This window comes from Microbulbifer agarilyticus (genome assembly GCF_001999945.1).
Taxonomy (GTDB): Bacteria; Pseudomonadota; Gammaproteobacteria; order Pseudomonadales; family Cellvibrionaceae; genus Microbulbifer; species Microbulbifer agarilyticus_A.
The window spans coordinates 626,460-648,933 of the sequence record NZ_CP019650.1; the positions used below are offsets into that span (position 1 = coordinate 626,460).

Annotated in this window: 22 protein-coding genes; 15 read left to right on the forward strand and 7 right to left on the reverse strand. The window is 56.7% G+C overall.

The window, feature by feature from the left end; all coding sequences use genetic code 11:
• Window positions 1-290: 290 nt before the first annotated feature.
• The gene (locus Mag101_RS02550; RefSeq protein WP_232325188.1) at window positions 291-1,121 is read left to right on the forward strand and encodes an ELM1/GtrOC1 family putative glycosyltransferase; all 831 of its coding nucleotides are present in this window, start codon (window positions 291-293) and stop codon (window positions 1,119-1,121) included.
• Complete coding sequence (locus Mag101_RS02555; RefSeq protein WP_077400369.1) at window positions 1,118-2,140, forward strand: glycosyltransferase family 4 protein; 1,023 nt, start codon at window positions 1,118-1,120, stop codon at window positions 2,138-2,140. The genes Mag101_RS02550 and Mag101_RS02555 overlap by 4 nt, the downstream gene beginning before the upstream one ends.
• Before the next feature lie 39 nt (window positions 2,141-2,179).
• Here Mag101_RS02555 and Mag101_RS02560 read toward each other — a convergent pair whose 3' ends face one another.
• Window positions 2,180-2,791 carry a YrbL family protein gene (locus Mag101_RS02560; protein ID WP_232325189.1) on the reverse strand — a complete coding sequence of 204 codons (612 nt, stop codon included), beginning with the start codon at window positions 2,789-2,791 and terminating at the stop codon, window positions 2,180-2,182.
• A 44-nt stretch (window positions 2,792-2,835) separates the two neighbouring features.
• Window positions 2,836-4,020 carry a glycosyltransferase family 4 protein gene (locus Mag101_RS02565; protein WP_232325107.1) on the reverse strand — a complete coding sequence of 395 codons (1,185 nt, stop codon included), beginning with the start codon at window positions 4,018-4,020 and terminating at the stop codon, window positions 2,836-2,838.
• 92 nt (window positions 4,021-4,112) lie between these two features.
• Here Mag101_RS02565 and waaA point away from each other — a divergent pair, with 92 nt between their 5' ends.
• On the forward strand, window positions 4,113-5,495 hold the full coding sequence (gene waaA, locus Mag101_RS02570) for a lipid IV(A) 3-deoxy-D-manno-octulosonic acid transferase (protein ID WP_077400376.1): 1,383 nt from the start codon (window positions 4,113-4,115) through the stop codon (window positions 5,493-5,495).
• Between the two features lie 78 nt (window positions 5,496-5,573).
• On the opposite strand, the gene Mag101_RS02575 is transcribed toward waaA, so the two are convergent.
• From Mag101_RS02575 to Mag101_RS02585, 3 genes are read right to left on the reverse strand one after another with little or no spacing between them, the layout of a single operon-like run.
• Entirely contained in the window at window positions 5,574-6,473 is a 900-nt protein-coding gene (locus Mag101_RS02575; protein ID WP_077400379.1) for a glycosyltransferase family A protein, read from the reverse strand.
• Between the two features lie 46 nt (window positions 6,474-6,519).
• Window positions 6,520-7,356 carry a glycosyltransferase family 2 protein gene (locus Mag101_RS02580; RefSeq protein WP_077400381.1) on the reverse strand — a complete coding sequence of 279 codons (837 nt, stop codon included), beginning with the start codon at window positions 7,354-7,356 and terminating at the stop codon, window positions 6,520-6,522.
• 58 nt (window positions 7,357-7,414) lie between these two features.
• Complete coding sequence (locus tag Mag101_RS02585) at window positions 7,415-8,101, reverse strand: hypothetical protein (RefSeq protein ID WP_077400384.1); 687 nt, start codon at window positions 8,099-8,101, stop codon at window positions 7,415-7,417.
• 234 nt (window positions 8,102-8,335) lie between these two features.
• On the opposite strand from Mag101_RS02585, the gene Mag101_RS02590 reads away from it, so the two are divergent.
• Both Mag101_RS02590 and Mag101_RS02595 read left to right on the forward strand, forming a co-directional pair.
• Window positions 8,336-9,232, forward strand: coding sequence for a glycosyltransferase family 2 protein (locus tag Mag101_RS02590; RefSeq protein ID WP_077400387.1), 897 nt, complete (start codon window positions 8,336-8,338; stop codon window positions 9,230-9,232).
• Window positions 9,233-9,350: 118 nt separating this feature from the next.
• Window positions 9,351-10,103, forward strand: a complete 753-nt coding sequence (locus Mag101_RS02595) for a 3-deoxy-D-manno-octulosonic acid kinase (protein WP_198040064.1) — start codon at window positions 9,351-9,353, stop codon at window positions 10,101-10,103.
• Between the two features lie 46 nt (window positions 10,104-10,149).
• Here the strand turns inward: Mag101_RS02595 and Mag101_RS02600 are convergent, their stop codons facing one another.
• Both Mag101_RS02600 and Mag101_RS02605 read right to left on the reverse strand, forming a co-directional pair.
• Window positions 10,150-11,172, reverse strand: a complete 1,023-nt coding sequence (locus Mag101_RS02600) for an NAD-dependent epimerase (protein WP_077400393.1) — start codon at window positions 11,170-11,172, stop codon at window positions 10,150-10,152.
• A gap of 200 nt (window positions 11,173-11,372) precedes the next feature.
• Complete coding sequence (locus Mag101_RS02605; protein ID WP_077400396.1) at window positions 11,373-12,902, reverse strand: TolC family outer membrane protein; 1,530 nt, start codon at window positions 12,900-12,902, stop codon at window positions 11,373-11,375.
• A 496-nt stretch (window positions 12,903-13,398) separates the two neighbouring features.
• On the opposite strand from Mag101_RS02605, the gene Mag101_RS02610 reads away from it, so the two are divergent.
• From Mag101_RS02610 to Mag101_RS02655, 10 genes are all read left to right on the forward strand, one after another.
• Window positions 13,399-14,127 (forward strand): paraquat-inducible protein A, encoded by a 729-nt coding sequence (locus tag Mag101_RS02610; protein WP_077400399.1) that lies wholly within the window; start codon window positions 13,399-13,401, stop codon window positions 14,125-14,127.
• Window positions 14,124-14,813: a paraquat-inducible protein A gene (locus tag Mag101_RS02615; RefSeq protein WP_232325108.1), complete on the forward strand. Its 690-nt coding sequence runs from the start codon at window positions 14,124-14,126 to the stop codon at window positions 14,811-14,813. The genes Mag101_RS02610 and Mag101_RS02615 overlap by 4 nt, the downstream gene beginning before the upstream one ends.
• A gap of 22 nt (window positions 14,814-14,835) precedes the next feature.
• Window positions 14,836-17,199 (forward strand): PqiB family protein, encoded by a 2,364-nt coding sequence (locus Mag101_RS02620; RefSeq protein WP_077400402.1) that lies wholly within the window; start codon window positions 14,836-14,838, stop codon window positions 17,197-17,199.
• A gap of 80 nt (window positions 17,200-17,279) precedes the next feature.
• On the forward strand, window positions 17,280-17,843 hold the full coding sequence (locus tag Mag101_RS02625) for a DUF4136 domain-containing protein (RefSeq protein WP_077400405.1): 564 nt from the start codon (window positions 17,280-17,282) through the stop codon (window positions 17,841-17,843).
• A 116-nt stretch (window positions 17,844-17,959) separates the two neighbouring features.
• The gene (locus tag Mag101_RS02630; RefSeq protein ID WP_077400408.1) at window positions 17,960-18,526 is read left to right on the forward strand and encodes a DUF4136 domain-containing protein; all 567 of its coding nucleotides are present in this window, start codon (window positions 17,960-17,962) and stop codon (window positions 18,524-18,526) included.
• A 34-nt stretch (window positions 18,527-18,560) separates the two neighbouring features.
• Window positions 18,561-19,184 carry an NUDIX domain-containing protein gene (locus tag Mag101_RS02635; protein WP_077400411.1) on the forward strand — a complete coding sequence of 208 codons (624 nt, stop codon included), beginning with the start codon at window positions 18,561-18,563 and terminating at the stop codon, window positions 19,182-19,184.
• 256 nt (window positions 19,185-19,440) lie between these two features.
• Window positions 19,441-19,989, forward strand: coding sequence for a DUF1249 domain-containing protein (locus Mag101_RS02640; protein ID WP_077400414.1), 549 nt, complete (start codon window positions 19,441-19,443; stop codon window positions 19,987-19,989).
• 63 nt (window positions 19,990-20,052) lie between these two features.
• Window positions 20,053-20,856, forward strand: coding sequence for a metallophosphoesterase (locus tag Mag101_RS02645; protein ID WP_077400417.1), 804 nt, complete (start codon window positions 20,053-20,055; stop codon window positions 20,854-20,856).
• Between the two features lie 210 nt (window positions 20,857-21,066).
• Window positions 21,067-21,726 (forward strand): hypothetical protein, encoded by a 660-nt coding sequence (locus tag Mag101_RS02650; RefSeq protein ID WP_077400420.1) that lies wholly within the window; start codon window positions 21,067-21,069, stop codon window positions 21,724-21,726.
• Window positions 21,727-21,734: 8 nt separating this feature from the next.
• Window positions 21,735-22,412, forward strand: coding sequence for a YqiA/YcfP family alpha/beta fold hydrolase (locus Mag101_RS02655; RefSeq protein WP_077400423.1), 678 nt, complete (start codon window positions 21,735-21,737; stop codon window positions 22,410-22,412).
• Window positions 22,413-22,474 lie beyond the last annotated feature (62 nt).

Sequence of the window (22,474 nt, forward strand, 5' to 3'; positions counted from 1 at the left end):
TTGACGGTCTTAGTTGAATGTTTCGGGGCATTATACTGCGCTTGAAATAGTGTTCAATTCTAGGATAGGGGTTGAGTCATAATTTAGTTTCGTGGGTCGAATGCTGTAATGGCCAGTGGGCCTGAGGTAGCATTCAGGAGTAATTTCAGTTTTTACAGGTTTGGGTGCGAATGGATGCTCCTGAAGTTTAAGATGAGACTGGTAAGTTGTTGATAGTTTGGCGGTTTGTCGATGGTAATCGCGCCCACGAAAAGCAAAGTGCTGCATTGGTTAGTGGGTTAGGTGAGCTGTTGGGCGTTGAAAGTGTACGGTATTGCAACATCGACTGTAGTCGTTTTCGCTGGTGGCGGGCTGGGGCGCTGCAGCGGGCCCTGGAAGATGCTGGTGCGATGGCTTTTGGGCGGCCTGATTTTTTAGTCGGCGCTGGTCATCGTTGCCACTTTCCTCTTGTGGCTGCAAGGCGCAAGTTCGGTGGGCGTAGTGTTGTAATTATGAGGCCATCCTTACCCATAAGTTGGTTTGATTTTGCGATTATCCCCGAGCATGATCGCCCCCCGCCCCTGCCGAATGTATTGATAATTCGAGGGGCGTTAAGCGGACCGCTGCCTGTTAGGCCCTTTCAGGCAGCTAGTGGACTAATTTTGCTTGGTGGTCCTAGTAAGCATTTTTCGTGGGACCCAGTTGCGCTCGATCGAGATATTAAGCAGCTGGCAATGAGCTCTATCAATTGGACACTAACTGACAGTCGAAGGACCCCAGAATTTGCCATGTCGAAATTGTCGCAGCCCAGTTTTTCCACTGTTCCTTGGCGCGAATGTCCGGATGACTGGCTGGAGCAGAAGTTGGCTTCTGTGGGGCATGTGTGGGTTACACGAGACAGTATCTCAATGGTCTTCGAGGCATTGCAGAGTCGGGCTCGCGTTGGTGTCCTGGGGCTCCCCTCGCGCACGCCAAAAAACAAAGTTAATTTAGCTATCCAGAGATTGGTTGATGAGGGGGTGGTGAGCGATCTTCCGCGCGAAGCCCAGATTTTTTCGAGTGCCCCACGACAGCCGTTAAACCAGTATCGAGCAATTGCAGCTGCCTTACTTAGCCGTTGTGGGATGGGTCTACTTCAATGACTAAGAAATTTCCACGTAGTCTCTGCCACTTGTTTATGAGTAGTGAGTTTGGTGGGCTGGAAAAACATGTGATGGAGTTAGCTGCCTGGCAAGCAGCTAATAAGTGCGCGTCAATAGCGATTATTGCTCACCCGCGCTATCGGCAGCATTGCCCAGAAAGTGTACGCTTTTTTCCCTTAGATACTGATCGGAGCCGCCGTAATCCGTTTCTCTTGATTGAGATAGTGCGAATTTGTCGGAAAATGCGGTTCGATCTACTTCATGGCCATGGTGGGAAGGCGGCTTGTGTTATGGCTACAGTGCGCAGTTTGATGCCCATCATGCACGTGATTACTCGGCACAATGTGGTGCATCCAAAAGATCGGGTGGCGGCACATTTTTCTCGACGTATTGCAGTAAGTGAAAAAGCTATAGCTGAGTCTTCGTTGCATTGGGAAGTGATTCCCAACGGTACAGCTGCTCCCCGGCAAAGGCTGTCGTGTCCAAGCGGCTACGATGCGGGTTCGCGGGCTGTTCTTGCGGTGGCTCGGTTGGTGCCAGCTAAAGGCATAGACTTGCTGCTGGAAGCATGGGCCAACGTCAAGCCCCGTAATGCGTTGCTGTACTTGGTAGGTGATGGTCCGGATCGACGTAAGCTGGAGGATTTAACGCAAAGTTTTTGCCTAGATGGGAGTGTACGTTTCGTCGGGTACTCGAATGAGGTGGATGCTTGGATGCAGGTCGCGGAGTTTATGGTTGTCTCTTCATTCAAAGAGGGGGCGCCATATACAGTTGTGGAGGCACTCTTAAATCGTTGTCCGGTAATATCGACAGATGTGGGTAGTAACCGAGAGGTGCTACCGTCTGAATATATAGCGCAAGATGTCACCGCAGCCTCAATAGCCATGATTTTAACTAAGGCTCTGGAGTCGCCCGCAGGATTGAGGCAAGTGTTTGAGCCGGTATTCCAATATGCTGAGAGACACTTGACCGTAAATGCGATGGCTAGAGCTACTTGGGCAGTATATGAGGCGCCCTAAGTTGATTGGGGCCGGATTTAAGCTACTACTGGCCTTTTGTTATAATTTTTCCGCCGTTTTCCAAGGGATATTGCGGCCCGAAAGCTCCCAATGAATGCGTTTCCACATTCGTTCTATCCTGCGTTCGACGTAATGTTGACGAGGCGCCTCGAAATACTCTGGTAAGGGTATGGCTGCAGCGCATCCCAGGCCGTCTATTAAATAAAGCTCGGGATGTTCGCTTTTTTCACAGATTACAAGGTTATGGGGTAGCAGGTTTTTGGTTAGCACCCCAGTAGTACGAAGCCAAACGCAGAATCGATTTAGTGCCCCACGAATACGCGGGTTTAGGCCGAAATTTTGAAGATATACTTCAAGCGTCATTGCTGGCTGTCCGTAGTCATCCTGTATTAGCTCCGATACTGCTCCGGGGCCTTCGCTCGTAGCAGTCACGCCATACCAGCGCGGCAGATGCTGCCATACAACATTGTCTGGAGCGGAATTTCTCAGTGCCCGTTGCTTGTAGCCTGTAACCTCTCGCAAGTTGTCATCGAAGTGCGAGTTCCCAGCTAGGCGTTTATACCAGGTAGCGCGTCGTCGCAATTCTGCAATTCGTCCTGGTATCATGGTTTTGATGCATCGATTTGGGAAGAAAGGGTGCTGGAAGCACATTCGGTTGCCTCCTCGAGCAAAGGGTTTGCAGTTGCTGAGATCGATCAAACTGGAGCCTCTGGCGCATTTTTTTGGAGGAGTAGCTTCCGATAGAGTGCGATGGTACTTGCCGCCTGAGCGTCAAGTGTAAACTGCGAGGGGAGCGTTGGAGTCGCGCTAGATCTAAGCAGGGCTTGCGTGCGGCGGAAAAGTTCAGTGTGATTGCCGTTTTCTACAACCCCCTCGGGGAAGCAAGCGCTTAGCGATTCCGCGGGGCCTCCAATATCGTAGCCAATGATTGGTGTGCCCATGGCCGCAGCTTCGATAATTGTACGCCCGAAAGGCTCGGGAGTTTTTGATAAGTTGTAGACTAAAGAGGAGTGCCGATACCATTCTCGTATATCGCTGCGGTGACCTGTGAAGGTTATTTTGTCCAGTACGCCCAACTCTGAAGCTAGTGCACGAAGTTCCTCTTCGAAGTGCTCTTTGTTCTTTTCTGCTCCACCCAGAACAACACCTTGGATATCGGGATAACGCTCACCTTGATCGCAGTCGTGCAGCTTGGCAATCATGCGGATGAAGTCTTCTTGTCCTTTCCAGCGGGTTAGGCGCCCGGGTAGCAGGAGCCAGCGTCGATTACGGAGTTCTGGGAACTTCTTAAGAATTGTTTCTAGCCAGTTTGCTGATGGGGGGGTACTTGGCGAAAACTCGTTTTTATCCACGCCGCGATAGATCACCTGAGGCTCTACCTGTAGATCCGCAGCATAGTGATCTATCAAGTACTGTTTGACGCACTCAGAAATCGCGATGACCTGCTCGCTCTTGGCCATGATGGCACTATATCTGTTGATTGAGTAAAGACCGTGAGCGGTACTCACCAGTCGCGGGCGAATCTGGGGGTCGAGCTTTTTCCACGCGAGGTATGTGAGCCATGCGGGTACTCGGGAGCGAACGTGCAAAATATCTGGTTGTATCTCCTGGATTAGGCGGCGGAGGGGGCGAACCTGAAACAGGCTGCTCGGGGACTTTTTGTGCACAGGCAAGGAGATGTGGTGGCTGCCTTCTCGCTCCAGTTGTTCGACCAATCGTCCCCCGTTGGAAATGACGATGGAATCGTGCCCCGCATGTGCCAGTGCGCGGGCCAAGTCCAAGGTGCCTCGCTCTACACCCCCGGCGTTCAGGGCAGGTAATAGCTGTACAACTTTCAGGGGGCACTCCTTTGTATGTTGGCGTAGGTAGTGAGGGTGCATCAGTCGGAGTTAGAATAGGGTAGAATAATGCACCGAAAAACTTCTAAATGCACACTTCTCGGTGTTAGTAGCCATATTTTGATTTTGACCTGATGCGTTTTCTTTATACTTGGTTCTTCCGTCTTGCACTGCCTCTGATGTTGCTGCATCTGTGGTGGCGTGGACGTTCGGATCCGGCGTATCGTAAGCGCTGGAGTGAACGTTTTGGCTTAGTGCCGTCGCGTCCTGGGACATTGCGCCGCTGGCGGGAGCGCTTTGGTGTTGTGCCGGATCGGGCTAGTCGTGCACCGTTGATCTGGATTCATTCCGTTTCTGTTGGGGAGACCTTGGCCGCGATTCCCCTCATCAAGGAGCTGGCCGCACGGCATCATCAATGGCAGTGGCTGGTGACTACTACTACACCGACTGGTTCGCAGCGTGTTCATGATGCTTTGGAGCCAATTCTCGATGGTCGGTTGCTGCATTACTACCTCCCTTTTGATCTGCCAGAGTGTCTTACTCCATTTCTCGAGGCGTTGAGGCCAAGTGTACTGATCACTATGGAGACTGAGTTGTGGCCAAATATGCTGGCGTTATGTGATAAGCGCAAAATACCCGTGGCACTGGTCAATGGGCGGTTGAGTGAGAAATCGGCGCGGGGCTACCGTCGATTTCCTCGTTTGAGCCGGAACATGATGAGCCATATTACCCGGGTATTGGCGCAATACCCAGCGGACGCATATCGTTTTTCTGAGCTTGGCGTAGATCCCGAGCGGGTATCGGCGGTGGGCAATATCAAGTTTGATTTGCATATCGGGTCCGGCTTGATCAGCGAGGCTCAGGCGCTCTCCCATCAATGGGGGCACTCCGGAGCTCAGGTCAATAATGATGGGCGTAGCGGGCAGCATGGGCGCCCCGTATGGTTGGCTGCCAGTACTCATGCGGGTGAAGACGAAGTGGTGCTGGACGCGTTTGAGATACTGCGAGTTACCTTTCCGGATTTGCTCCTGGTGCTGGTACCGCGACATCCGGTGCGCTTTGATAGTGCGGCGCGTATGTGTCGTGAGCGCGGCCTGCGTACGGTGCGCCGTAGTGATGGCGGCGTGCCCATGGCGTCGGATCAGATATTGCTGGGCGACACAATGGGAGAGCTACTGCGCTTTTATGGCGCGTGTGATGTGGCCTTCGTTGGTGGCAGCCTGGTACCGGTGGGTGGGCACAATATGATCGAGCCTGCCGCCTGGGGGGTGCCGGTAGTGTGCGGCCCCCATCTGCACAACTTTAGTGTGGTTTCGGACCTGCTTAAAGAGGCGGGTGGCCTCAGGGTTGTGGATGATGCCGAGCAAATGGCGCAGCAGGTGGCGAGCTGGTTGGAGGATTCAGCAGGCCGTGTCGAAGCGGGTACCCGCGGGCGGGAAGTGGCGGCGCAGAATAGCGGCGCGCTCGAGCGCACCGTGGAGGCGGTCGAGTCTCTGATGCGCATGAAAAAATCTTGATCAAATTCTCTGAAAAGAAAAAGGCCGGATGAGTAACCATCCGGCCTTTTTCTTTTACGCATCATATCTGCGAAGTGATCAGTGTTTGTCGGTCGCCTGGCGCACACTGCTGCGGATCTGAGTGTTCAACTTGCTGCCGGTATAGCGCCCCTTGCTGATATGGCGAATCCGGTATACCGAAGGGATGTCCAGTGGCGTTCCCTGGGTGCCCAATAGCCAGCGGAAGGCTCGGTCTTCATGGGCCTTACACCAACGCTCTGCTGGTTTCTGGTAGTAGCTGAGCGCATCGCAGTAGCCGCCGGCACGGGCCATGTCGCCGTGCGCAATCTGCAGGGGACCGGTGGCGCGGTCGCGGGTCTGCTCGACAAACCGAGTGTCATCAATATCCGCTAGTTGAACGTTGTTTGGGTCGAAATTCAACATGGGGTCGTCGTCTTCCAGCAGCGAAGTAATGCGTTCGCGCTCGGGAAATACCAGGCTGTCAGTGCGTCCCTGCAGCAACTCTGTCAGCTGATCCAGACAGTTTTCCCGGAACATCAGGTCGCAATCAGTAAACCAAATCCAGTCCGCTTTGGTGGCGAGCGCGGCTTCATTGCGGCCAATAGCGCGGCGGTACAGAGATTCCTTGGGTAGCTCGCACCAGTTCCAAGTGATACCCGGAACCTGTTGTTTGCCGAAAAAATCTAACACTGCTGCTGTGCGGGTATCCTCACTGTTGTAGTACACGGTCATGGTTACCGTGGCCTTGGTCGGTGGAAACAACACCAGCGAGCTCAGCTGATAAATCAGAAAGTGTGAGTACTGCCAGCAATGGCTGACAATCTCGATATCCAACACTCCGGTACGTGCGGCGCGCTCACTTTTGCTTGGCAGCGGCTTCTGGAACAGGGAGGGTGGCACCAGGCCGCTGGCGGCCAGCCGCAGGAAGCGGCTTACGATGGGATCGGACCAGTGTTTGTTAACTTGCGATGCACTCATGGGTGTCTTTCAACTGTAAAAAATGGAATGTCAGGGTCGCTGTGCGCTATTCCGCACGGTAGCCGGCTTCGGTGAGTTGGCGGATACCCTGTGGAGTCTCAATGATGCCCTCTTTGGCCACGCGCAGGCGCAGCGCCTTGTTGCGAGCAACAATTTCCGGGTCGGCATAGCCACGTGGATGATCCAAGTGGATGCAGACCGCATCGAATCGCACATGGCGCGGCTTGATGCCGGCGTTCTCCAGGCGCACGCCAAATTCTCGATCCAGGCCGCCCCAGGCCATGCGCTCGTCAAACCCGTTTACCTTGAGGATATCTTCCCGCCATGCGGAAGCATTGGAGCCTTTCAGGTTGCAGGCGGTAGGGGTTATCCGGTTGAGTAGCGGCGCCCAGCGGCGCGTAGCGCGCAGTTTTAGGGTTTTGCGGCGGTGCTTGAGACCGTTGGCCCGCAGCCACTGGTAGTCGAAGCAGCGCCCGGATTCGATATCGTTCCGGGTAATGGCCTCGCTAGTACTCATCGGTAGCTTGAAGTAGCTGCCTGACAGGAAGTGGCCGGGTTCGGCACGGTCTTTGTGTACCGCGAGAAAGTCTTTGCGCGGAATGCAGTCGCCGTCGGTGAACACGACATAATCACCACGGGCACAGAGGATCGCTTTGTTGAGGATGCGGCACTTGCGGAAGCCGTCGTCCTTTTGCCAGATGTGGCGGATATTCAAGCCGGTGTCTTCTCGCACCCGCTCAATCAGGGCGGCGGTTTCCGGGGTAGAGCCGTCATCGGCGACGATTACCTCATGAGGCTGCTCGCTCTGGCAGCTATAGCCCCACAGCACCTTCTCCAGCCACTCGGGCGAGTTATATGTGGTCATGATGACGGACTGCTTCATGGGGTCTCCACAGCAAGTTTCGGTAAAGCTGAGTGCGAATTGTACAGATTATTGAAGATCAAAGGCTGTAACCGTAACGCTGGGCGGCCGCACTGAGGTCGGCGCGGGTCCCGTCGGACAACAGATCGAGAGTGATATCTTCGCGTTTTTGTCCGCGGGTGTTCACATTGGTGGGCAGTGCGCTGAACACCTGTTCGACCTGTGCGGGATCGTGGGGGAAGTCGAGCAACTGCAGGATCTCTTCCAGCTTCTCCAGATCGAAATCCTCAATACGGTAGCGTAAGTATTGTTTGCCTGCAGCGCGGGCCTCGGCCAGCGCGTTCCAGTCAATCCAGAACCTGGCCAGCCAGTCAGCTTGCTCCGGCAGGGGCAGGGTGGCAAAGCGTGCTTTGTTCATGCGCGGAAAGTGCGGCAGGTGGCGGCTGCGAAAATAGCCGTGAACCCAGCCTTTTTTCTGGCGGGAGCGAATAAATTCCAGCGGGTGACGCAGTTGGTGCAGCACCAGGATGTCGTCCGGCATACGTGGTAGCCAGGGTACAGCCTCCCAGGCTGCCTCACCGATGACTGGCGGCTGCCAGGCGAACTCGCGGAGGCCGAGTTGGGCCGCCAATCGTGTAAATACGCCGGGTTTGCTGCCGGTAAAGAAGACTTCGTGGTCGCAATGGCAGCCCAGCTCAGTCAGCAGTTTGGCAATATAGGTGGTGCCGGATCGGCCGCAGCCGGTTATGACGAAACGCTTGGTCATGGAGGTCCCAGAGGGTAATTCGCGGAGCCGGGTCCTTGGCTTAAAAACCGGCAATTCTAAGGAGTTGGAGCAAGTTTTGCACTCCGGAATGTTGAAAGTCCGACGTGTAACACACTTATTTGGGGTGCAGAGTTCAGCTTAGCGATTGCGTGCCGAGACTGGTACCCTAGCTAGCTGCGACAGGAGTTAGGTCGCAGCTGAAGATGATTCCCACGGAACATTAGGGGGCAGAAAATGCATATCTTCGTTTTTTCCTACAATCGCGGCGCCCAGCTGGAGAATTGTGTTCGCTCTATCGAGGCCTGCGCACCACAGTGCCAGTTAACCATTGTGGATGACGGCAGTGACGATCCAGCGACGCAAGCTGTGCTGAGAGAGGCTGCGTGTCGGCATCAAGTCATTGACCGCACGGCCGAGTCCGGGCACAAGCTGGGCGGCCTCTATGCCAATATGCAGGCGGCTTACGAGATGGCCAGTGCGGATGAGCTGATGTGCTTCCTGCAGGACGACACCCAGATGGTCAGACCGCTGACCGAAGAGGATATCGAGGCGTTGCGGGCCAGTTTTGCCAACCAGTCGGATCTGGGGTTTATTTCACCTGCGTTTGTGCGCGGTATTTCTCTCCGGAGAAAGGTGGATCGAGATTTCCGCTTTGATACCGACCGCAATTTCTGGTTCTGGTACCCGCGTAAACGCTCCACCGGTACCTGGTTCTCGGCTTTATTGATTGCCGATCCCAAGCGCCTGCGTAAACACAACTGGCAGTTTGAAGTGGGTGAGTCGGTGAACAATCGACGCGCAGCCAAGATGTTTTGCCGTATGGCCCGCATGCGCGTGCCTTTCGCTATGTGGCTGCCCAACGGTGGTGCCTATCGCGGCAAGCAGAAGTCCCTTGCGTTAAGGTTTGGCGAATGGGTGCGCAATTGCGGCCTTTATCCACTGCAGGTGATGTCCGCCGTTGAGGTGAACGGTCTCGCTCAGGCTTCCCCGGTGCGACTGCCGGTGGCCGAAGAATTCCTTAAAACCGATAAGAAAGTGAGGCAGCCCTGGGCCTATGATCCGATGCAGGGTGCCGGCTGGCTGAAGCTACTGGACCGCATTGAGCGCAAGGTGCGAAAAATATTTTCCTGATCCTTGGGTATAGGGATAAAACGATACTGGGGTACTGGCGGCGCAACGGTTAGAATGCGCAAAAATGGGAAGATTGTGCTTCAGGGTAAGACCGGTAAGCATGTTTAGGGAGTACCCAGTGGGGTATCAGCAATTCAGGCATCAGCGCGCGACAGTCATTTATGATGACGAGGTACTTGGTACCGACTGTGAAAAACTGTTTCGGTCTGATTGGCTGGCGGCAAATTGCGGTAGTGCTCAGGTGGAGCGTGGCAAGGCGGTGATGTTCTCCTATGCCGGCCATGACCTGGTATTCAAGCAGTACCACCGTGGTGGGCTGGCCGGACGTGTGGTGGAAAAGTCCTATCTGTATAGCCGCCTGCCCAATACCCGGGTGTGGCGGGAGTTCCATATGCTGCGTGAGATGCGTGCTCTAGGGTTGCCAGTGCCGCGTCCCGTTGCCGCGCGCTGTGTGAGCCTGCCGCCGCTGGCCTATCGCGGCGCACTGATCACCGAGCGAGTACCTAATTCTGAAACTCTGGCGCAGGTGCTGTGTAAGGGGCCTATGGATGAGCCTTTATGGCAATCGCTGGGTTGCCTGATTGCGCACTTTCATCAGCAAAATGTGTATCACGCGGATCTTAACGTGCACAACATTCTGCTGTCCGGTGCTGATAGCGAGGAGCCGAGCTGGTATCTGATCGACTTCGATAAGGGGGCGATTCGCAATCCTCTTTCGCGGCAGGCTGCAGAGAGCAATGTGGCGCGCCTGAGGCGTTCACTAGATAAAGAGCTGGTGAGGTTGCCCGACTTCCAGTTCCGCGAGCAAGACTGGCAGGTGCTGGAAGGTGCCTACCGCAAGGCCCGCTCAGAACAAGGTCAGGATAAATAAGACCGACTGTCGGTTACCTGGTCGGGCGGCGGGTATCGCCTAACGGTTAAACCTCGTAGTAGTCCCGATACCAATCCACAAATCGCTGCACGCCATCCACCACGCTGGTGTCTGGGCGATAACCCACCGCCTGCTCCAGCTTACCGGTATCCGCATGGGTATCCGGAATATCTCCCGGCTGCATAGGCAGCATTTCGCGAATCGCCTTTTTCCCCAGCGCTTGTTCCAGCGCATCGATATAGTCCGACAACTGCGCGGGATTGCCGTTGCCGATATTGAACACCCGAAAAGGGGCGTTGCTTGTGGCCGGCTCCGGCTGCGCGCTGGACCAGCTTGTATCGGGTGCCGCGATTTGATCGCTGGACTTGATCACACCTTGCACAATGTCGTCGATATAGGTGAAGTCGCGGGTGTGGTGGCCGTGGTTAAACACCGGGGTCGGCTTGCCCTCGAGGATCAGGCGGGTGAACTTGAACAGAGCCATGTCCGGGCGCCCCCAGGGGCCGTATACGGTGAAGAAACGCAGTCCAGTGGTGGGCAGGCGGAACAGGTGGCTATAGCTGTGTGCCATCAGTTCGTTGGCGCGCTTGGTCGCGGCGTAAAACTGCAGCGGGTGGTCCACCCCGTGATCTTCGCTGAACGGCATGGTGGTATTGCCGCCGTAGACACTGCTGGTACTGGCGTAGCTCAGGTGCGGAGCCTTGGCCTGGCGGCAGACTTCAAGCAGGTTGGAGAAACCCACCAGATTGCTCTCTACATAGGATTCCGGGTGCTCGATGGAGTGGCGTACCCCGGCTTGGGCCGCCAGATGGATTACCCGGTCAAACTCGTGCTCGGCAAAGCAGCGATCCAGCGCAGCGCGATCAGCAATGTTGGCGCGGACAAACTGGTAGGCAACCCCGTGTTGCTGGGCGGTACTCTCAAGCTTCCGCAGACGGGCTTCTTTGAGGCTGGTTTCGTAGTAATCGTTGACGTTGTCGATACCAACGACTTCGTCGCCCCGGGCCATCAGAGTGCGAGCAACGTGGAAGCCAATAAAGCCGGCGTTGCCGGTGATCAGATACTTCATGGATGTCTTGAGCGCAGTTCAGGGTGGTAAACGGGCATTTGGCTAGTGTAGTCAGTGGCTTGCCGAAACTGGCAATTACTGCCCGATCCGCAAGCCGACGCATTTTGCCCAGGCCGAAAAAAGGCCGGAACTATAGCAGTACCGGCCCTGTATTTCTGCGCGCAGTGCGCAATATTGGCTTTTATTCGGCCTTCATTAACTTATTTACTAAAGCCCGGGGCGCCGCTATCGAGGATGTGCGCGCGGGATACCGGCATGCTCGGGTTCAGGCTGGCATCCAGTTCTTGCAGGTCGTCCGGTCCCAGCAGGCCCGCTACTAGCTTCAGATTCAGGGTGTTGAGGATGTAGTCGTACAGCGCATTGGCGTAATCGGTTTGAGAGAGTGCCAGGGTGCGCTGTGCCAGTAGCACGTCAACAATGTTACGAGTACCTACCTCATAGCCGGCCTGGGTCGCATCCAGTGCGCTTTTCGCGGAAATCACCGCCTGTTCACGGGCTTCTACCCGGCTGGTGTCGGTGGTCACCGCGCGGTGCAGGGTGCGGGTGTTCTGAATGGTGTTGCGCTCGGTCAGGTTGCGCAGGTCCTGTGCCTGGAATGCCAGGTTGCGCGCTTCGCGACGGCTGGCGCTGAGGCGGCCGCCAGAATAAATCGGCATTTCCAGTGTGATGGCCGCAATTTTGGTCTCGATGGTTTCGTCGACGGGCAGCTCTGATGTGAAGGGATCGAAATCCGGGAAACGGGTGGCACCGGAACTTTTACCGTCACGCTTGAGCTTGTCGTATGCCAGTGAGCCGTACAGCGTTGGCAGGTGGTCGGCCGCCGCAGCGCGTGCGTTGTAGCGCGAAGCATCCGACTGCAGGCGAGCTGCCTTCAGGGTGAAGTTGTTGGTCAGTGCAAACTCGACCCAGGCGGCGCGGTCAGAGGGGTTTGGCGGTGCGACGGTAAAGGTGTCTTGCAGCGGCGCTACGTCATTGTGGTCCTTGCCTGTCAGTACTGACAGTGCGTCGAAGCGGCTCAGCAGGTCGTCCTGCGCGGTGAGGCGACGCGCCACAGAGCTGTCGTAAGCTGAGCGGGAGTCGTAGACGTCCGTGATTGCGGTCAGTCCCACCTCAAAACGCTGCTGTGTTTGCTCCAGCTGTTTGGCCAGGGCCTCTTCTTCGGCAATGGCCGCATCCAGCACGTCGTGGGCGCGTAGTACGTCGAAGTAAGCGCTGGCCACACGCAGCATCATATCTTGCTGATCGGCACTAAATTCGGCGGCTGCCTGCTCGCTGACAATTTTGCCCTGCTTGTAGCCGAACCAGGCAGGCAGGTCGAAGATGGCTTGGTCCAGGCGCGCACCGTAGTTAAAGCTGTCGATACTAGTGTCGCCAGTCGCGGTACCGTCGATCAAGTCTTCCTGCGGACACAGGCGTGTGCCATCGGGGCAGGTTTGTGTCAGTGACTCTGAGTCGGTGCTAATCGTCCGGTAGTCTGCACTGGAATTGATTTGTGGAAGCAGCGCGGAGCGGCCGAGGTTCTTCGCCTCCAGGCCTGCGCGGTAGGCAGCGCGATCCGCAGCCAGTTGCGGGTCGTTGTCCAGAGACTGCAGGTAGATTTCCCACAGAGTATCGGCTTGCGCCTGCACGGCGCTCAGGCCAGTCCCCAGACCCAGTACGGTCGCGGCGAGCAGGGATTTCATTGGGCGGCTCAGTTTGCGAGCGATGGGCCCTTTTGCACTTCTTGTCATTACGTTTGCTTTCCTATGACAGCTGCGGTCTTCAAGTTTTCGGTGGCGTCTTGGGTGACGACTTGGGCAACCCGCGCCTGCGGTGTTGCTGTATACCCTGCTCCACCTTTTGCGCTGAGTGTTGCTATATACGCGCAAAAATCGGATTTGGAGCCAGTCTGTTGTTTGCTCTGAAGGCAGCGCTGGCTTCGGCCGTATTACCCTTTGTTTCCGTTTGAGACGGAGTTCGAGTTTGCGGTCGCGAGAGTGTACCGTCCGCCTGCGAGAGCGTCGAGGCGACGCTTCCGGCAAATTGGTATATCTTCGTTAAACGGACGCGAATGTGCGTCCAGTGACCAAATCCGAGCCTTTCAGCGGGCTTTACGTCGTTTCCGCTCCATCTGACGCGACAATGTCGGCAATTGGATGCAGGGAGTGCGAAAACCGCCCGCATACCGGTGAAAATACTTCGCTGGCCAGGGCGGGACGACGTGTGAGGTATCAGTAAAGGCGGGGCATGGAGCAGTCTTCTCAATATCAAGAGCTGTCTGATGAGCACGAGGTAGTCTGGAAGAGGGCCTGTCATCAGTGCGATCTGCTACTCACGCGCTCTCACGCGCCAGTGGGGCAGCGCCTGCAATGTCCTCGATGTGGGGCAATACTGCACCGCAACATGTACCGGAGTGTGGCGCACACGGCTGCACTGAGCCTGACGGGGCTGCTGCTGTTTATTCCCACCGCAACACTGCCACTTATTGAGTTTTCACTGTTCACGTTTGGCGCAGAAAACACTCTGATGAACGGGGTGATGGCCTTGTTTTCGGCGGGCTATCTCTGGCTTGCCTCTATTGTATTGTTTTGCAGTGTGCTGGCGCCGTTAGCCAAGTTTTTACTGTTGGGATTTATCTGCTGGGGCAGCGCCTGGGTCAGCATGGCGAAGCCGGTGGCGAAAGCGCTGCGCTGGTACCACCATTTGCAGGAGTGGGGAATGCTCGATGTGTATATGTTGGGCATCCTGGTGGCGCTGGTGAAGATGTCGGATCTCGGAAAGATGACGATTGAGCCTGGGCTCTACTGCTTTGCGGCAATGATGGTGATTTCCAGCGCGACGACTGTGTCGTTCGATGCCGAAACGGTCTGGGCGCGACTTGCCCGTCGCGCCCAGATCCCGCGCAAGCCGGTCGTGGAACCTGAGGAAGATGCCGGCGACGATTCTGAGCAGGGCTCGGGGGAGGGGGTCGCGTGAACCGACCCGCCCGTGCACTGTCTCATGGTTTCTGGACGTGTCTGGGGTGTCGCCAGCTGGTGCGTGTGAAGCCCGGTATCCATACCTGCTTTTGCCCCCGCTGCGGCGCGCGCATGCACGGCCGGGTGGAGGCGAGCCTGATGTTGACTTGGGCGCTGACCATTACGGGCGCGCTGTTGTTGATACCGGCGAACGTGTTGCCGGTAATGACGGTGATTTATCTGGGGGCGGGCGATCCCAGTACCATCATTGGCGGTGTGTTTGAGTTATACCACGCGGGTTTCTGGGGCATTGCGCTGATCGTGTTTATCGCGAGTATCGCGGTTCCGGTGATGAAACTGGTGGGGCTGGTGATTTTGTGCCTGGTGGTCCAGTTGCGCCTCAATGTTCCGCCGCGTCAGTCCATGCGGATTTACCGGGTGGTGAGCGCCATTGGCCGCTGGTCACTGCTGGATCTGTTTATGATCTCGATACTGGTGGCGCTTGTGGATATGGGTGCCATTGCCGAGGTTGCTGCAGGGCCGGGCAGTACCGCATTTGCCACCGTGGTGATCGTTACCATGTTTGCGGTGCGTGCGTTTGATCCGCGGCTGGTATGGGATGTATACGAGTCGAAGACGGCTGAATCCAGTGTGCAATCGATGCCTTCGGATCAGCCGTCTCAGGTTCGCGAGCTGGATAGCTAATTAGCAAGTACAGGGAGTTTGGATGAGCGAATCGCCGATGGATTACGACGTCCCGCCCGCAGGGGTGGCGCGCCGCAGTCGCGGTATTTCGCTGGTATGGCTGTTGCCATTGATTGCTGCGGCGATTGCTGTCTGGCTACTCTACGAAGACTTCACCCAGGGCGATATCAAAGCGACCATTTTGTTTTCCAGTGGTGATGGCCTGGTCAAGGGTAAGACCGTGGTGAAGTACTCCGGGGTGGAGATCGGCGTGGTCGAGGATTTCCGTCTGGTACCCAGTTCCAAGGAACTGGACGGGCAGGACGGTGTGATTGCCGAGGTTCGCTTCAACCACAGCGCGGCTTACTTGTTGACTCGAGGCAGCAAGTTCTGGCTGGTGAAGCCGGAAGTTTCCCTCACCGGGGTGCGAGGTCTCGAGGCGTTGGTGTCGGGTAATTTTATTGCCATCGAGCCGGGTAGTGGCCCCGCGCAGAAACACTTTGTCGCGGTAACTGAGCCGCCCACCTATGTGCGCGGTGACGGTCTTCGTGTCATTCTCAAATCTCCACGTCTCGCCTCTTTAAACCGCGGTTCACCGGTGTACTACCGCCAGTTGGAAGTGGGCAAGGTCGAAAACTACCAGCTGACCGACGATGCCAGTGAAGTGGAGGTTAGCCTGTTTATCCGCCGTCCATACGCGCACCTGGTACGCCGCGGTAGCCGCTTCTGGAATACCTCGGGGATCTCTATCCAGGGGGGTATTGGTGGGGTGAATGTGGAACTGGAATCCCTGGCCTCGCTGATTGCGGGTGGGGTCAGCTTTTACACCCCGGATACCCAGCGCCATTCACCAGAAGCTGTGGATGGCAATGCCTTCAAACTCTACAAAAACTTTGCTGCAGCGGATGCCGGTATTCCCGTCACTTTGAACTTTGACCGCGGTGTGAGCCTGTCGGAAGGGGCCACCGAAGTGATTTATGAGGGCATCAAGGTGGGCGAAGTCAGCCGGGTAAAGGCCAAGCCGGACATAGAAGGGATGTCAGTCGAGGTGCTGATGGACCCGATAACCGATGACCTACTCAGCGAGAACACCCGCTTCTGGTTGGCGCCACCGACTCTGGATTTCACGTCCGGGGTCAACGACCTGCTGAAGGGCAATCGTATCGAAGTGGACCTGCGCAAGGGTAAACGCTCGATGCGGACTTTCAGCGCCGCGTCAAAACCGCCACAGCGCGACCCCCGTGTACCAGGGCTACACCTTACCTTAACTGCGCGCAGCACTGGTTCGTTGCAGCGTGGGGCGGCGGTGTATTACCGCCATGTGGAAGTCGGCAAGGTACAGGGTATGTCGCTGATGCCCGATGGCTCCGGAGTCGAGGTATACATCGTAATTGACCCGCCCTATGCGCATCTGGTCAATAGTGACAGCCGCTTCTGGAATGTCAGCGGGGTGCGCGCCAGTGCGAGCCTACAGGAAGGGATCGAGGTGGAAACCGACTCTCTGTTGTCTGTGGTACGCGGTGGTATTGCCTTTGGCACTGGCCCCCACCACAGCAAAAATGCCGAGCGTGCCCGCAATGGTGACAACTTCCGACTCTATCGCAGCCGCGATGACGCACAGGAAGAGGGGATTAATATCTATATCGACCTCCAGGGCGACGAGGGTCTGAAGGTCGGTACGCCACTGCGTTATCGGGGAATTCAGGTAGGTGAAATTACCCGCATGCGTCTGACTCTGGAAATGGATGGTGTGCGTGCACGGGCGCGCTTATACCGTCGGGCAGAGCGTTTTGCGCGTACGGGCACCCGAGTCTGGGTAGTGGGCCCGAAGCTTGGGCTCGACGGAGTGAGCAACCTGGAAACCCTGGTGACCGGCCCCTATCTCGAGTTAGACCCGGGAAGCGGCAACGACCCACAGACCGAGTTTGTCGCGATGTCCGCCAAGCCAGAGCCTGACCTCGCGGATACCATGATGATGCCGGGCCTGGCTCTGATTCTGAATGCGCCACGGCGAGGCTCGCTCAATCGCGGCAGCCCGGTGTATTACCGGCAGGTGAAGGTTGGGCAGGTCACCGGATATCAGCTTGGGGAACTGGCGGACCGGGTTTACATCTATGTTTATATTGAGCCTCATTTCCGCACACTGGTGCGCGAGCACTCAAGGTTCTGGAACGCCAGCGGCGTAGATGTGAATTTTGGGCTGAAGACCGGGCTCGATGTGCATACGGAATCCACCCAGTCCCTACTGGCGGGTGGGATAGCCTTTGCCACGCCCAATAACCCAGAAATGGGGCGTGAGGTAGAATCCGGCAGTCACTATCCGTTATACGGTAAGCCGGAAGATGAGTGGCTGCTGTGGAGCCCGAAAATCGAGCTTTACCCGGCTCTGGAAGACAGTTTCAAATAGCCGGGTCGGTAAGAAACGCTGAAAATGGATCCAAGTCCGGGTCTGGCAACGTATTTAAGAACGTATCTAAGGAAGAATCGATGCGCAAAATCATTTCCACCCTTCTGATCGGGTTGTTCCTGCTGATTGGATTCACAGGGTGCGGCACGCCCACCAAAATTGAGCGTATCCAGCCGCAAGCGGCACCGGTAAGTTTTCAAACCTACGCCTGGGGTACCGAGGCCCTGACGGCGGACTCTGGCGCACCGGCACAGTTGGTTGAGCTGGATACCGAGCTGCGCCAGGCGGTGAGCGCGCTGATGCAGTCGAAGGGCTACATGCAGGTAGCGAGGCCTGAAGATGCGCAAATGGTAGTGGATTACCAGGTAGCGGTAGTAGAAGAAGAATTTGCCAGCGATGACAAGAATGAAAGCTGGGATGCCCAGTTTGACAGCAACGCCCAGCGCGGTGTGGTGGAACTGCCGGATCGCAGTGGCGCGCCGCGCGTAACCTTGTCTGTGGGCATTGGCCCGCAAAATGGCATGCCTATCTGGGGTGGTAGTGCCACCAAGCTGATGGCGCGCCCGGAAGATAAGAACGAGCGCCAGCGGATTCTGAACAATGCGGTGGGCGAACTGCTCAGGGACCTGCCGCCTGCGGCCTGATTGGGGATAAACTCCAGCCGTGTGCGGTAGCATTTACCCATACCTATACCCACACCCAATTCCAATAACGTTTCGGCAAGGATGCCGGTACTCTCACTGAACGACCGGGAGAAGACATGGCTTCATTGCGAAAATTTATAACCACGGCCACTCTGGGGCTGATAGCTGCCCTAATCCTTGGGGGGTGTGCTGCACCCAATCCGGTGGCGGTCGACTATGACCCCAATTTCAAGTTCGCCAACCTACGCAGCTATCACCTGCTAGACACCCTCGCCAATGGTCCTGTGTCTCCGTTTGAAAGCAAGCGTGCCAGTCAGGCAGTGGACGATGTGCTGAAAGGGCGTTACCAGCCCGCAGACAGCCGCGAGACCGCGGACTTTCTGGTACGGGTGCAGTTATTCAGCGCCGATAAGGTCGCAGTACACGAAGACCCTTTTTCCATCTATGGCGGCTACGGCTATTTTGGCTTCGGCTGGCGTCCGCCGCTGCGGGTGCGGGAGTACCGCGAGACCACGCTGATCGTGGATGTGCTGTCCCCGGAAAATGCACCGCTGTGGCGCGGTTCCATGCCTTCTAGCGCTGGTCGACAACAGTCGCCAGAGCAGCAATTGTTCCGCTTGCGTGAAGAAGCCGGCCAGATTCTGGCGAGCTTCCCACCCTACACAGATGTAGGTTACGACTGATCCTGGTTGTAAGAATTTCCTAGGAACGAACTGAATGAGTGATAACAAGGACCTGCGCCCGCAGTTTACCCGGGGCGCAGTGGATGTCGTTGAGCGCAAAAGTGCTTACAACGGTTTTTTCAAACTGGACAAGCTGCGCCTGCGTCACCGCCTTTTTCGCGGTGGTTGGGGCAGCGAGATGGAACGTGAACTGTTTGTGCGGGGCGATGCAGTGGGTGTGTTGCTGTATGACCCCGAACACCAACTGGTGGCGCTGACTGAGCAGTTCCGTGTTGGTGCGCTGGAGCGAGAAGCCGGCCCCTGGTGCCTGGAAGTGGTTGCCGGGATGGTCGAAGAAGGTGAATCACTGGAAGACGTGGCCCGCCGCGAGTTACAAGAGGAGGCCGGTGTCACCGCGCAGGAACTGCACTTTATCCGCAGTTACCTTCCCAGTCCTGGCGGCACTTGTGAGCGCATGCACCTTTTTTGTGCCTGCGTAGACCTGCGTGATCGCGAGGGATTGTTTGGGCTGGCCGATGAGCATGAGGATATTCGCTTGCGGGTATTCCCGCTGGAGACAGTGATGGCGGCCGTGGATAGCGGTGACAGTGCCATCGACAACGCGGCCAGCATCATCAGCCTGCAGTGGCTGCAGCTGAACCGGGAACGGCTGCGCTGAGTCATGGAAATGGATCCGGCTTTCGGGTCACAGCTAAACAGTTCCGGTCGATAGCGAATCTCAAATAGCTAGATGTGGCGGATGGTGCCAAGCTAGTAAATGGTCACTTTTTCGCTCGGCTCGTGATGGTGCTATGCGTACTCGCTATGTCTTGGGTGGTTTTTGTCCAGGCTTCGAGCTCGGTAGCCGCAATTTACATTTGTCGCAGACAAATTGAGAGCTGAGTCACGGCGTGAACACAACAGGAGTGTCGATAATGGCAGTACCGGCAGACGCAGGCCGACCGCAAACTGTGGCGCCCGCAGGCAAGCCCCGGGAGGCTCAGGTAAGCGGTGGTCGAGCGCGCTATCGCGTGGACCTGACGACCTATCACGCAGACTGCGACGCGAACTACCTGCGCCTGTGTAAATTAATGCCGGAGCTCGCGACCAATCAAAACTGGCGCTACCAGATACCTCAGGGAATCCTGGAAATGGCGGTGCTAGATCGCAGTCGCTACACCACCGAGGTCAGCTTGCGTGCCTCGGCGGCGGCCTCGAGTGATCGAGGCGATGGTTGGCTGACGCCACCCCCGATTACCGTGCGCCTGTATCACGATGCGCGCATGGCGGAAGTGGTCGCGATAAATGGACAAGGGCCTGTGGGGGGGGACGGATTGAACTTCCGCTACCCAAACCCGGCCATGCATAACGAAGATGAACGCCAACAGGTCAACCGTTATTTAAGTGAATGGTTGGCCCACTGCCTGGCAAATGCCCGTGCGGAATTTACGCTTCCAGCGGGTATTAACGGCAAGTCCGAGTAGGCCGGGCTGCCGTATAGCAAAAGGAATAGCAGGCAGACACGGACGTAGCGGCAAGGTGAGATAGTGAGTAACCATCCAGAAAAAGCAGTACATCGACTGATCCAGATTACCGACCCCCATATTGGTGGCCGGCCGGATTATCAGTTGCTCGGTCTGGATACCGGCCACACCCTCGACGAGGTTCTTTCGGTCCTTGAGGGCGGCGCCGTGCCGCCTGAAGTGATGGTGGTGACTGGCGATGTATCTGCCAATAGCTCAGAGGCCGCCTACCGCCGCTTTTTGCACAAGATGCAGCGGGTGACCTCGCCCTGGTACTGGATTCCTGGTAATCACGACAACCCGCAACGTATGGATCAACTGGCGCCCCGGCGCCGTCCGGAAGTTGTTGAGCTTGGTAACTGGCGGTTGCTGCTGCTGGACACCAGTGTACCCGGGCAAATCTGCGGTGGCTTCAGCACCGAGGAACTCACCCGAATCGAACAGTTGATCGCCAGCCATAACGACTCCCACCTACTGCTGATGATGCATCACCAACCGGTGCCGGTGGGCAGCCACTGGATCGACGGCCATATGTTACGGGAAGGCTGTGATGCCTTTATCGAGCTGGTGCGCGGTGCGCCAAACGTGCGTGCGATCACCTGGGGGCACGTACACCAGCAGTACGACAGCCACCTCGGCAGCGTCGGCCTGCATGCGACACCTTCCACTTCTGTGCAGTTCACCCCGGGTAGCGGCCCGTTCGCGGTGGATGACCAGATGCCCGGTTACCGCTGGTTCGACCTGCACCAGGACGGCAGCTATGAAACCGGCGTGGAGCGGGTGGCCATCGCCGAATACAGCGTTGATCTGGCTTCCTCAGGTTACTGATTCCGGCTTCCCTCTCGCGCACAGAGTAATCTCCCCTTTGCGCTTCTTAACCTGTCGTTGATGACTACACGGCCAGCTGTCTATTATAAAATGGCACCTGAATTCGCGGTTTGGTGGTACCGGATTCGTGCGGAGAGGCTAGTGGTCTGCTACAAGGCGACGACTGGCGGCCCCGCAGCCCTAACACATTCATCAGGAAGTGAGGTCACCATGCACAAACGTTATTCCTATATTCTCTCCCTGTTGGTCGCCACAGTATTGGTTGCCGGTTGTGTGCAAACCCCGGTTGTGTCGCAGGCGGATGAGCAAGACGGTCTTGTCCCGCGCCAAACCGGCCTCGATAGCGTCAGCGCGGCGTTTGCCTTCGATCTCAGCGGTGCCAAGGTTTACCTGGAGCCGGTTGCGGTTGAGTACAGCAAGCGTCACCCCAATGCGACCTCGCCTCTGCGCGCCAAGGACTACGAACTGCGCGATAAAGATATGCTCAGGTTGCAGGAGTTACTGGGCGAAACCCTGAGTGAGCGCTTCCTGCTGCCCCGTCAGAGTCAGCTGGTTGCCGACCGTGCAGAAGCGGATTATGTGATGCAACTGGATCTGAGTCGCTTCGCACTCGGTGCACCCATTGACCCGCTAGTGTCGCCTTGGCGTACCTACACCACCCAGAGCGCCCACGGTGTGCTGTCCGGTGAGTTGACTGATAGTAATGGCAACCCCGTTATGCGTTTCAGCGATCGCCGCGACATCGGGGAAAACTTTGGCAGTTTCGGGCCCAGTGGCCGCCTCGAGCGCTTCAATAACGTGACTTTCTGGCACGATATGCGAGTGGACCTGCGCCGGGCCTTTGCCAGCCTGGACGAATCCCTGCGCTAAGAGATCTGATGACTGCCGCCGGTACTTCTGCCGGCGGCATCGTTATAATCCCCTGCATGTCGCAATCTGATACCCAAGCCAGCCAAGATCGCCCCTTGCTTGTTTACCTGCACGGGTTCCTGTCTTCACCGCAGTCGTTTAAATGTCAGCAACTGAAACAGTGGCTGCAGGCTACCCGCCCGGATATTGTGTTCTACGCGCCGTTGATTTCGCCTTATCCAGCCGAGGCTGCCGCAGCGCTGGGTAAGGCGCTGGAAGATTTCACCGTGCAGCACCAGGGGCCCATCGGCCTTGTGGGTAGCTCCATGGGTGGTTTCTGGAGCACCTGGCTGGCGGAACAGCACAAGCTGCCGGCGGTGGTGGTGAACCCCGCGGTGACGCCTTCGCGCTTTATGCCGAACTATATCGGCCAGGACCTGAAGCCCTATAGTGGTGAGGATTTTACCTACCGCTTGCAGCGCGAAGATGTGGATAATATGCAGCGTCTGGAGGCGGAAATTCCCGGCACATTGGGTGGCCGCTACTGGCTGCTTGCCCAGCGCGGTGATGAAACCCTGGATTGCCGCGAAGCCGAGCAGTTTTACCTGGGCCATCGCCAGACCGTCGAGGATGGTGGCGATCACAGTTTTCAGGGATTTGATCGCTATATGGCACCACTGGTAGATTTCCTGTTTGCAGATAGCTGACGACACCCATTTAGACTCTGTACAACACCTATTACAACACCCATAACAACACCCAAGCAGTA

Excerpts from the sequence above, each read along its gene's own strand:
- Mag101_RS02555 (WP_077400369.1), top strand. The coding sequence starts at position 1,118 with ATGACTAAGAAATTTCCACGTAGTCTCTGCCACTTGTTTATGAGTAGT.
- Mag101_RS02560 (WP_232325189.1), bottom strand. The coding sequence starts at position 2,791 with ATGTGCTTCCAGCACCCTTTCTTCCCAAATCGATGCATCAAAACCATG.
- Mag101_RS02565 (WP_232325107.1), bottom strand. The coding sequence starts at position 4,020 with ATGCACCCTCACTACCTACGCCAACATACAAAGGAGTGCCCCCTGAAA.
- waaA (WP_077400376.1), top strand. The coding sequence starts at position 4,113 with ATGCGTTTTCTTTATACTTGGTTCTTCCGTCTTGCACTGCCTCTGATG.
- Mag101_RS02575 (WP_077400379.1), bottom strand. The coding sequence starts at position 6,473 with ATGAGTGCATCGCAAGTTAACAAACACTGGTCCGATCCCATCGTAAGC.
- Mag101_RS02580 (WP_077400381.1), bottom strand. The coding sequence starts at position 7,356 with ATGAAGCAGTCCGTCATCATGACCACATATAACTCGCCCGAGTGGCTG.
- Mag101_RS02585 (WP_077400384.1), bottom strand. The coding sequence starts at position 8,101 with ATGACCAAGCGTTTCGTCATAACCGGCTGCGGCCGATCCGGCACCACC.
- Mag101_RS02590 (WP_077400387.1), top strand. The coding sequence starts at position 8,336 with ATGCATATCTTCGTTTTTTCCTACAATCGCGGCGCCCAGCTGGAGAAT.
- Mag101_RS02600 (WP_077400393.1), bottom strand. The coding sequence starts at position 11,172 with ATGAAGTATCTGATCACCGGCAACGCCGGCTTTATTGGCTTCCACGTT.
- Mag101_RS02605 (WP_077400396.1), bottom strand. The coding sequence starts at position 12,902 with ATGACAAGAAGTGCAAAAGGGCCCATCGCTCGCAAACTGAGCCGCCCA.
- Mag101_RS02610 (WP_077400399.1), top strand. The coding sequence starts at position 13,399 with ATGGAGCAGTCTTCTCAATATCAAGAGCTGTCTGATGAGCACGAGGTA.
- Mag101_RS02620 (WP_077400402.1), top strand. The coding sequence starts at position 14,836 with ATGAGCGAATCGCCGATGGATTACGACGTCCCGCCCGCAGGGGTGGCG.
- Mag101_RS02625 (WP_077400405.1), top strand. The coding sequence starts at position 17,280 with ATGCGCAAAATCATTTCCACCCTTCTGATCGGGTTGTTCCTGCTGATT.
- Mag101_RS02630 (WP_077400408.1), top strand. The coding sequence starts at position 17,960 with ATGGCTTCATTGCGAAAATTTATAACCACGGCCACTCTGGGGCTGATA.
- Mag101_RS02635 (WP_077400411.1), top strand. The coding sequence starts at position 18,561 with ATGAGTGATAACAAGGACCTGCGCCCGCAGTTTACCCGGGGCGCAGTG.
- Mag101_RS02640 (WP_077400414.1), top strand. The coding sequence starts at position 19,441 with ATGGCAGTACCGGCAGACGCAGGCCGACCGCAAACTGTGGCGCCCGCA.
- Mag101_RS02650 (WP_077400420.1), top strand. The coding sequence starts at position 21,067 with ATGCACAAACGTTATTCCTATATTCTCTCCCTGTTGGTCGCCACAGTA.
- Mag101_RS02655 (WP_077400423.1), top strand. The coding sequence starts at position 21,735 with ATGACTGCCGCCGGTACTTCTGCCGGCGGCATCGTTATAATCCCCTGC.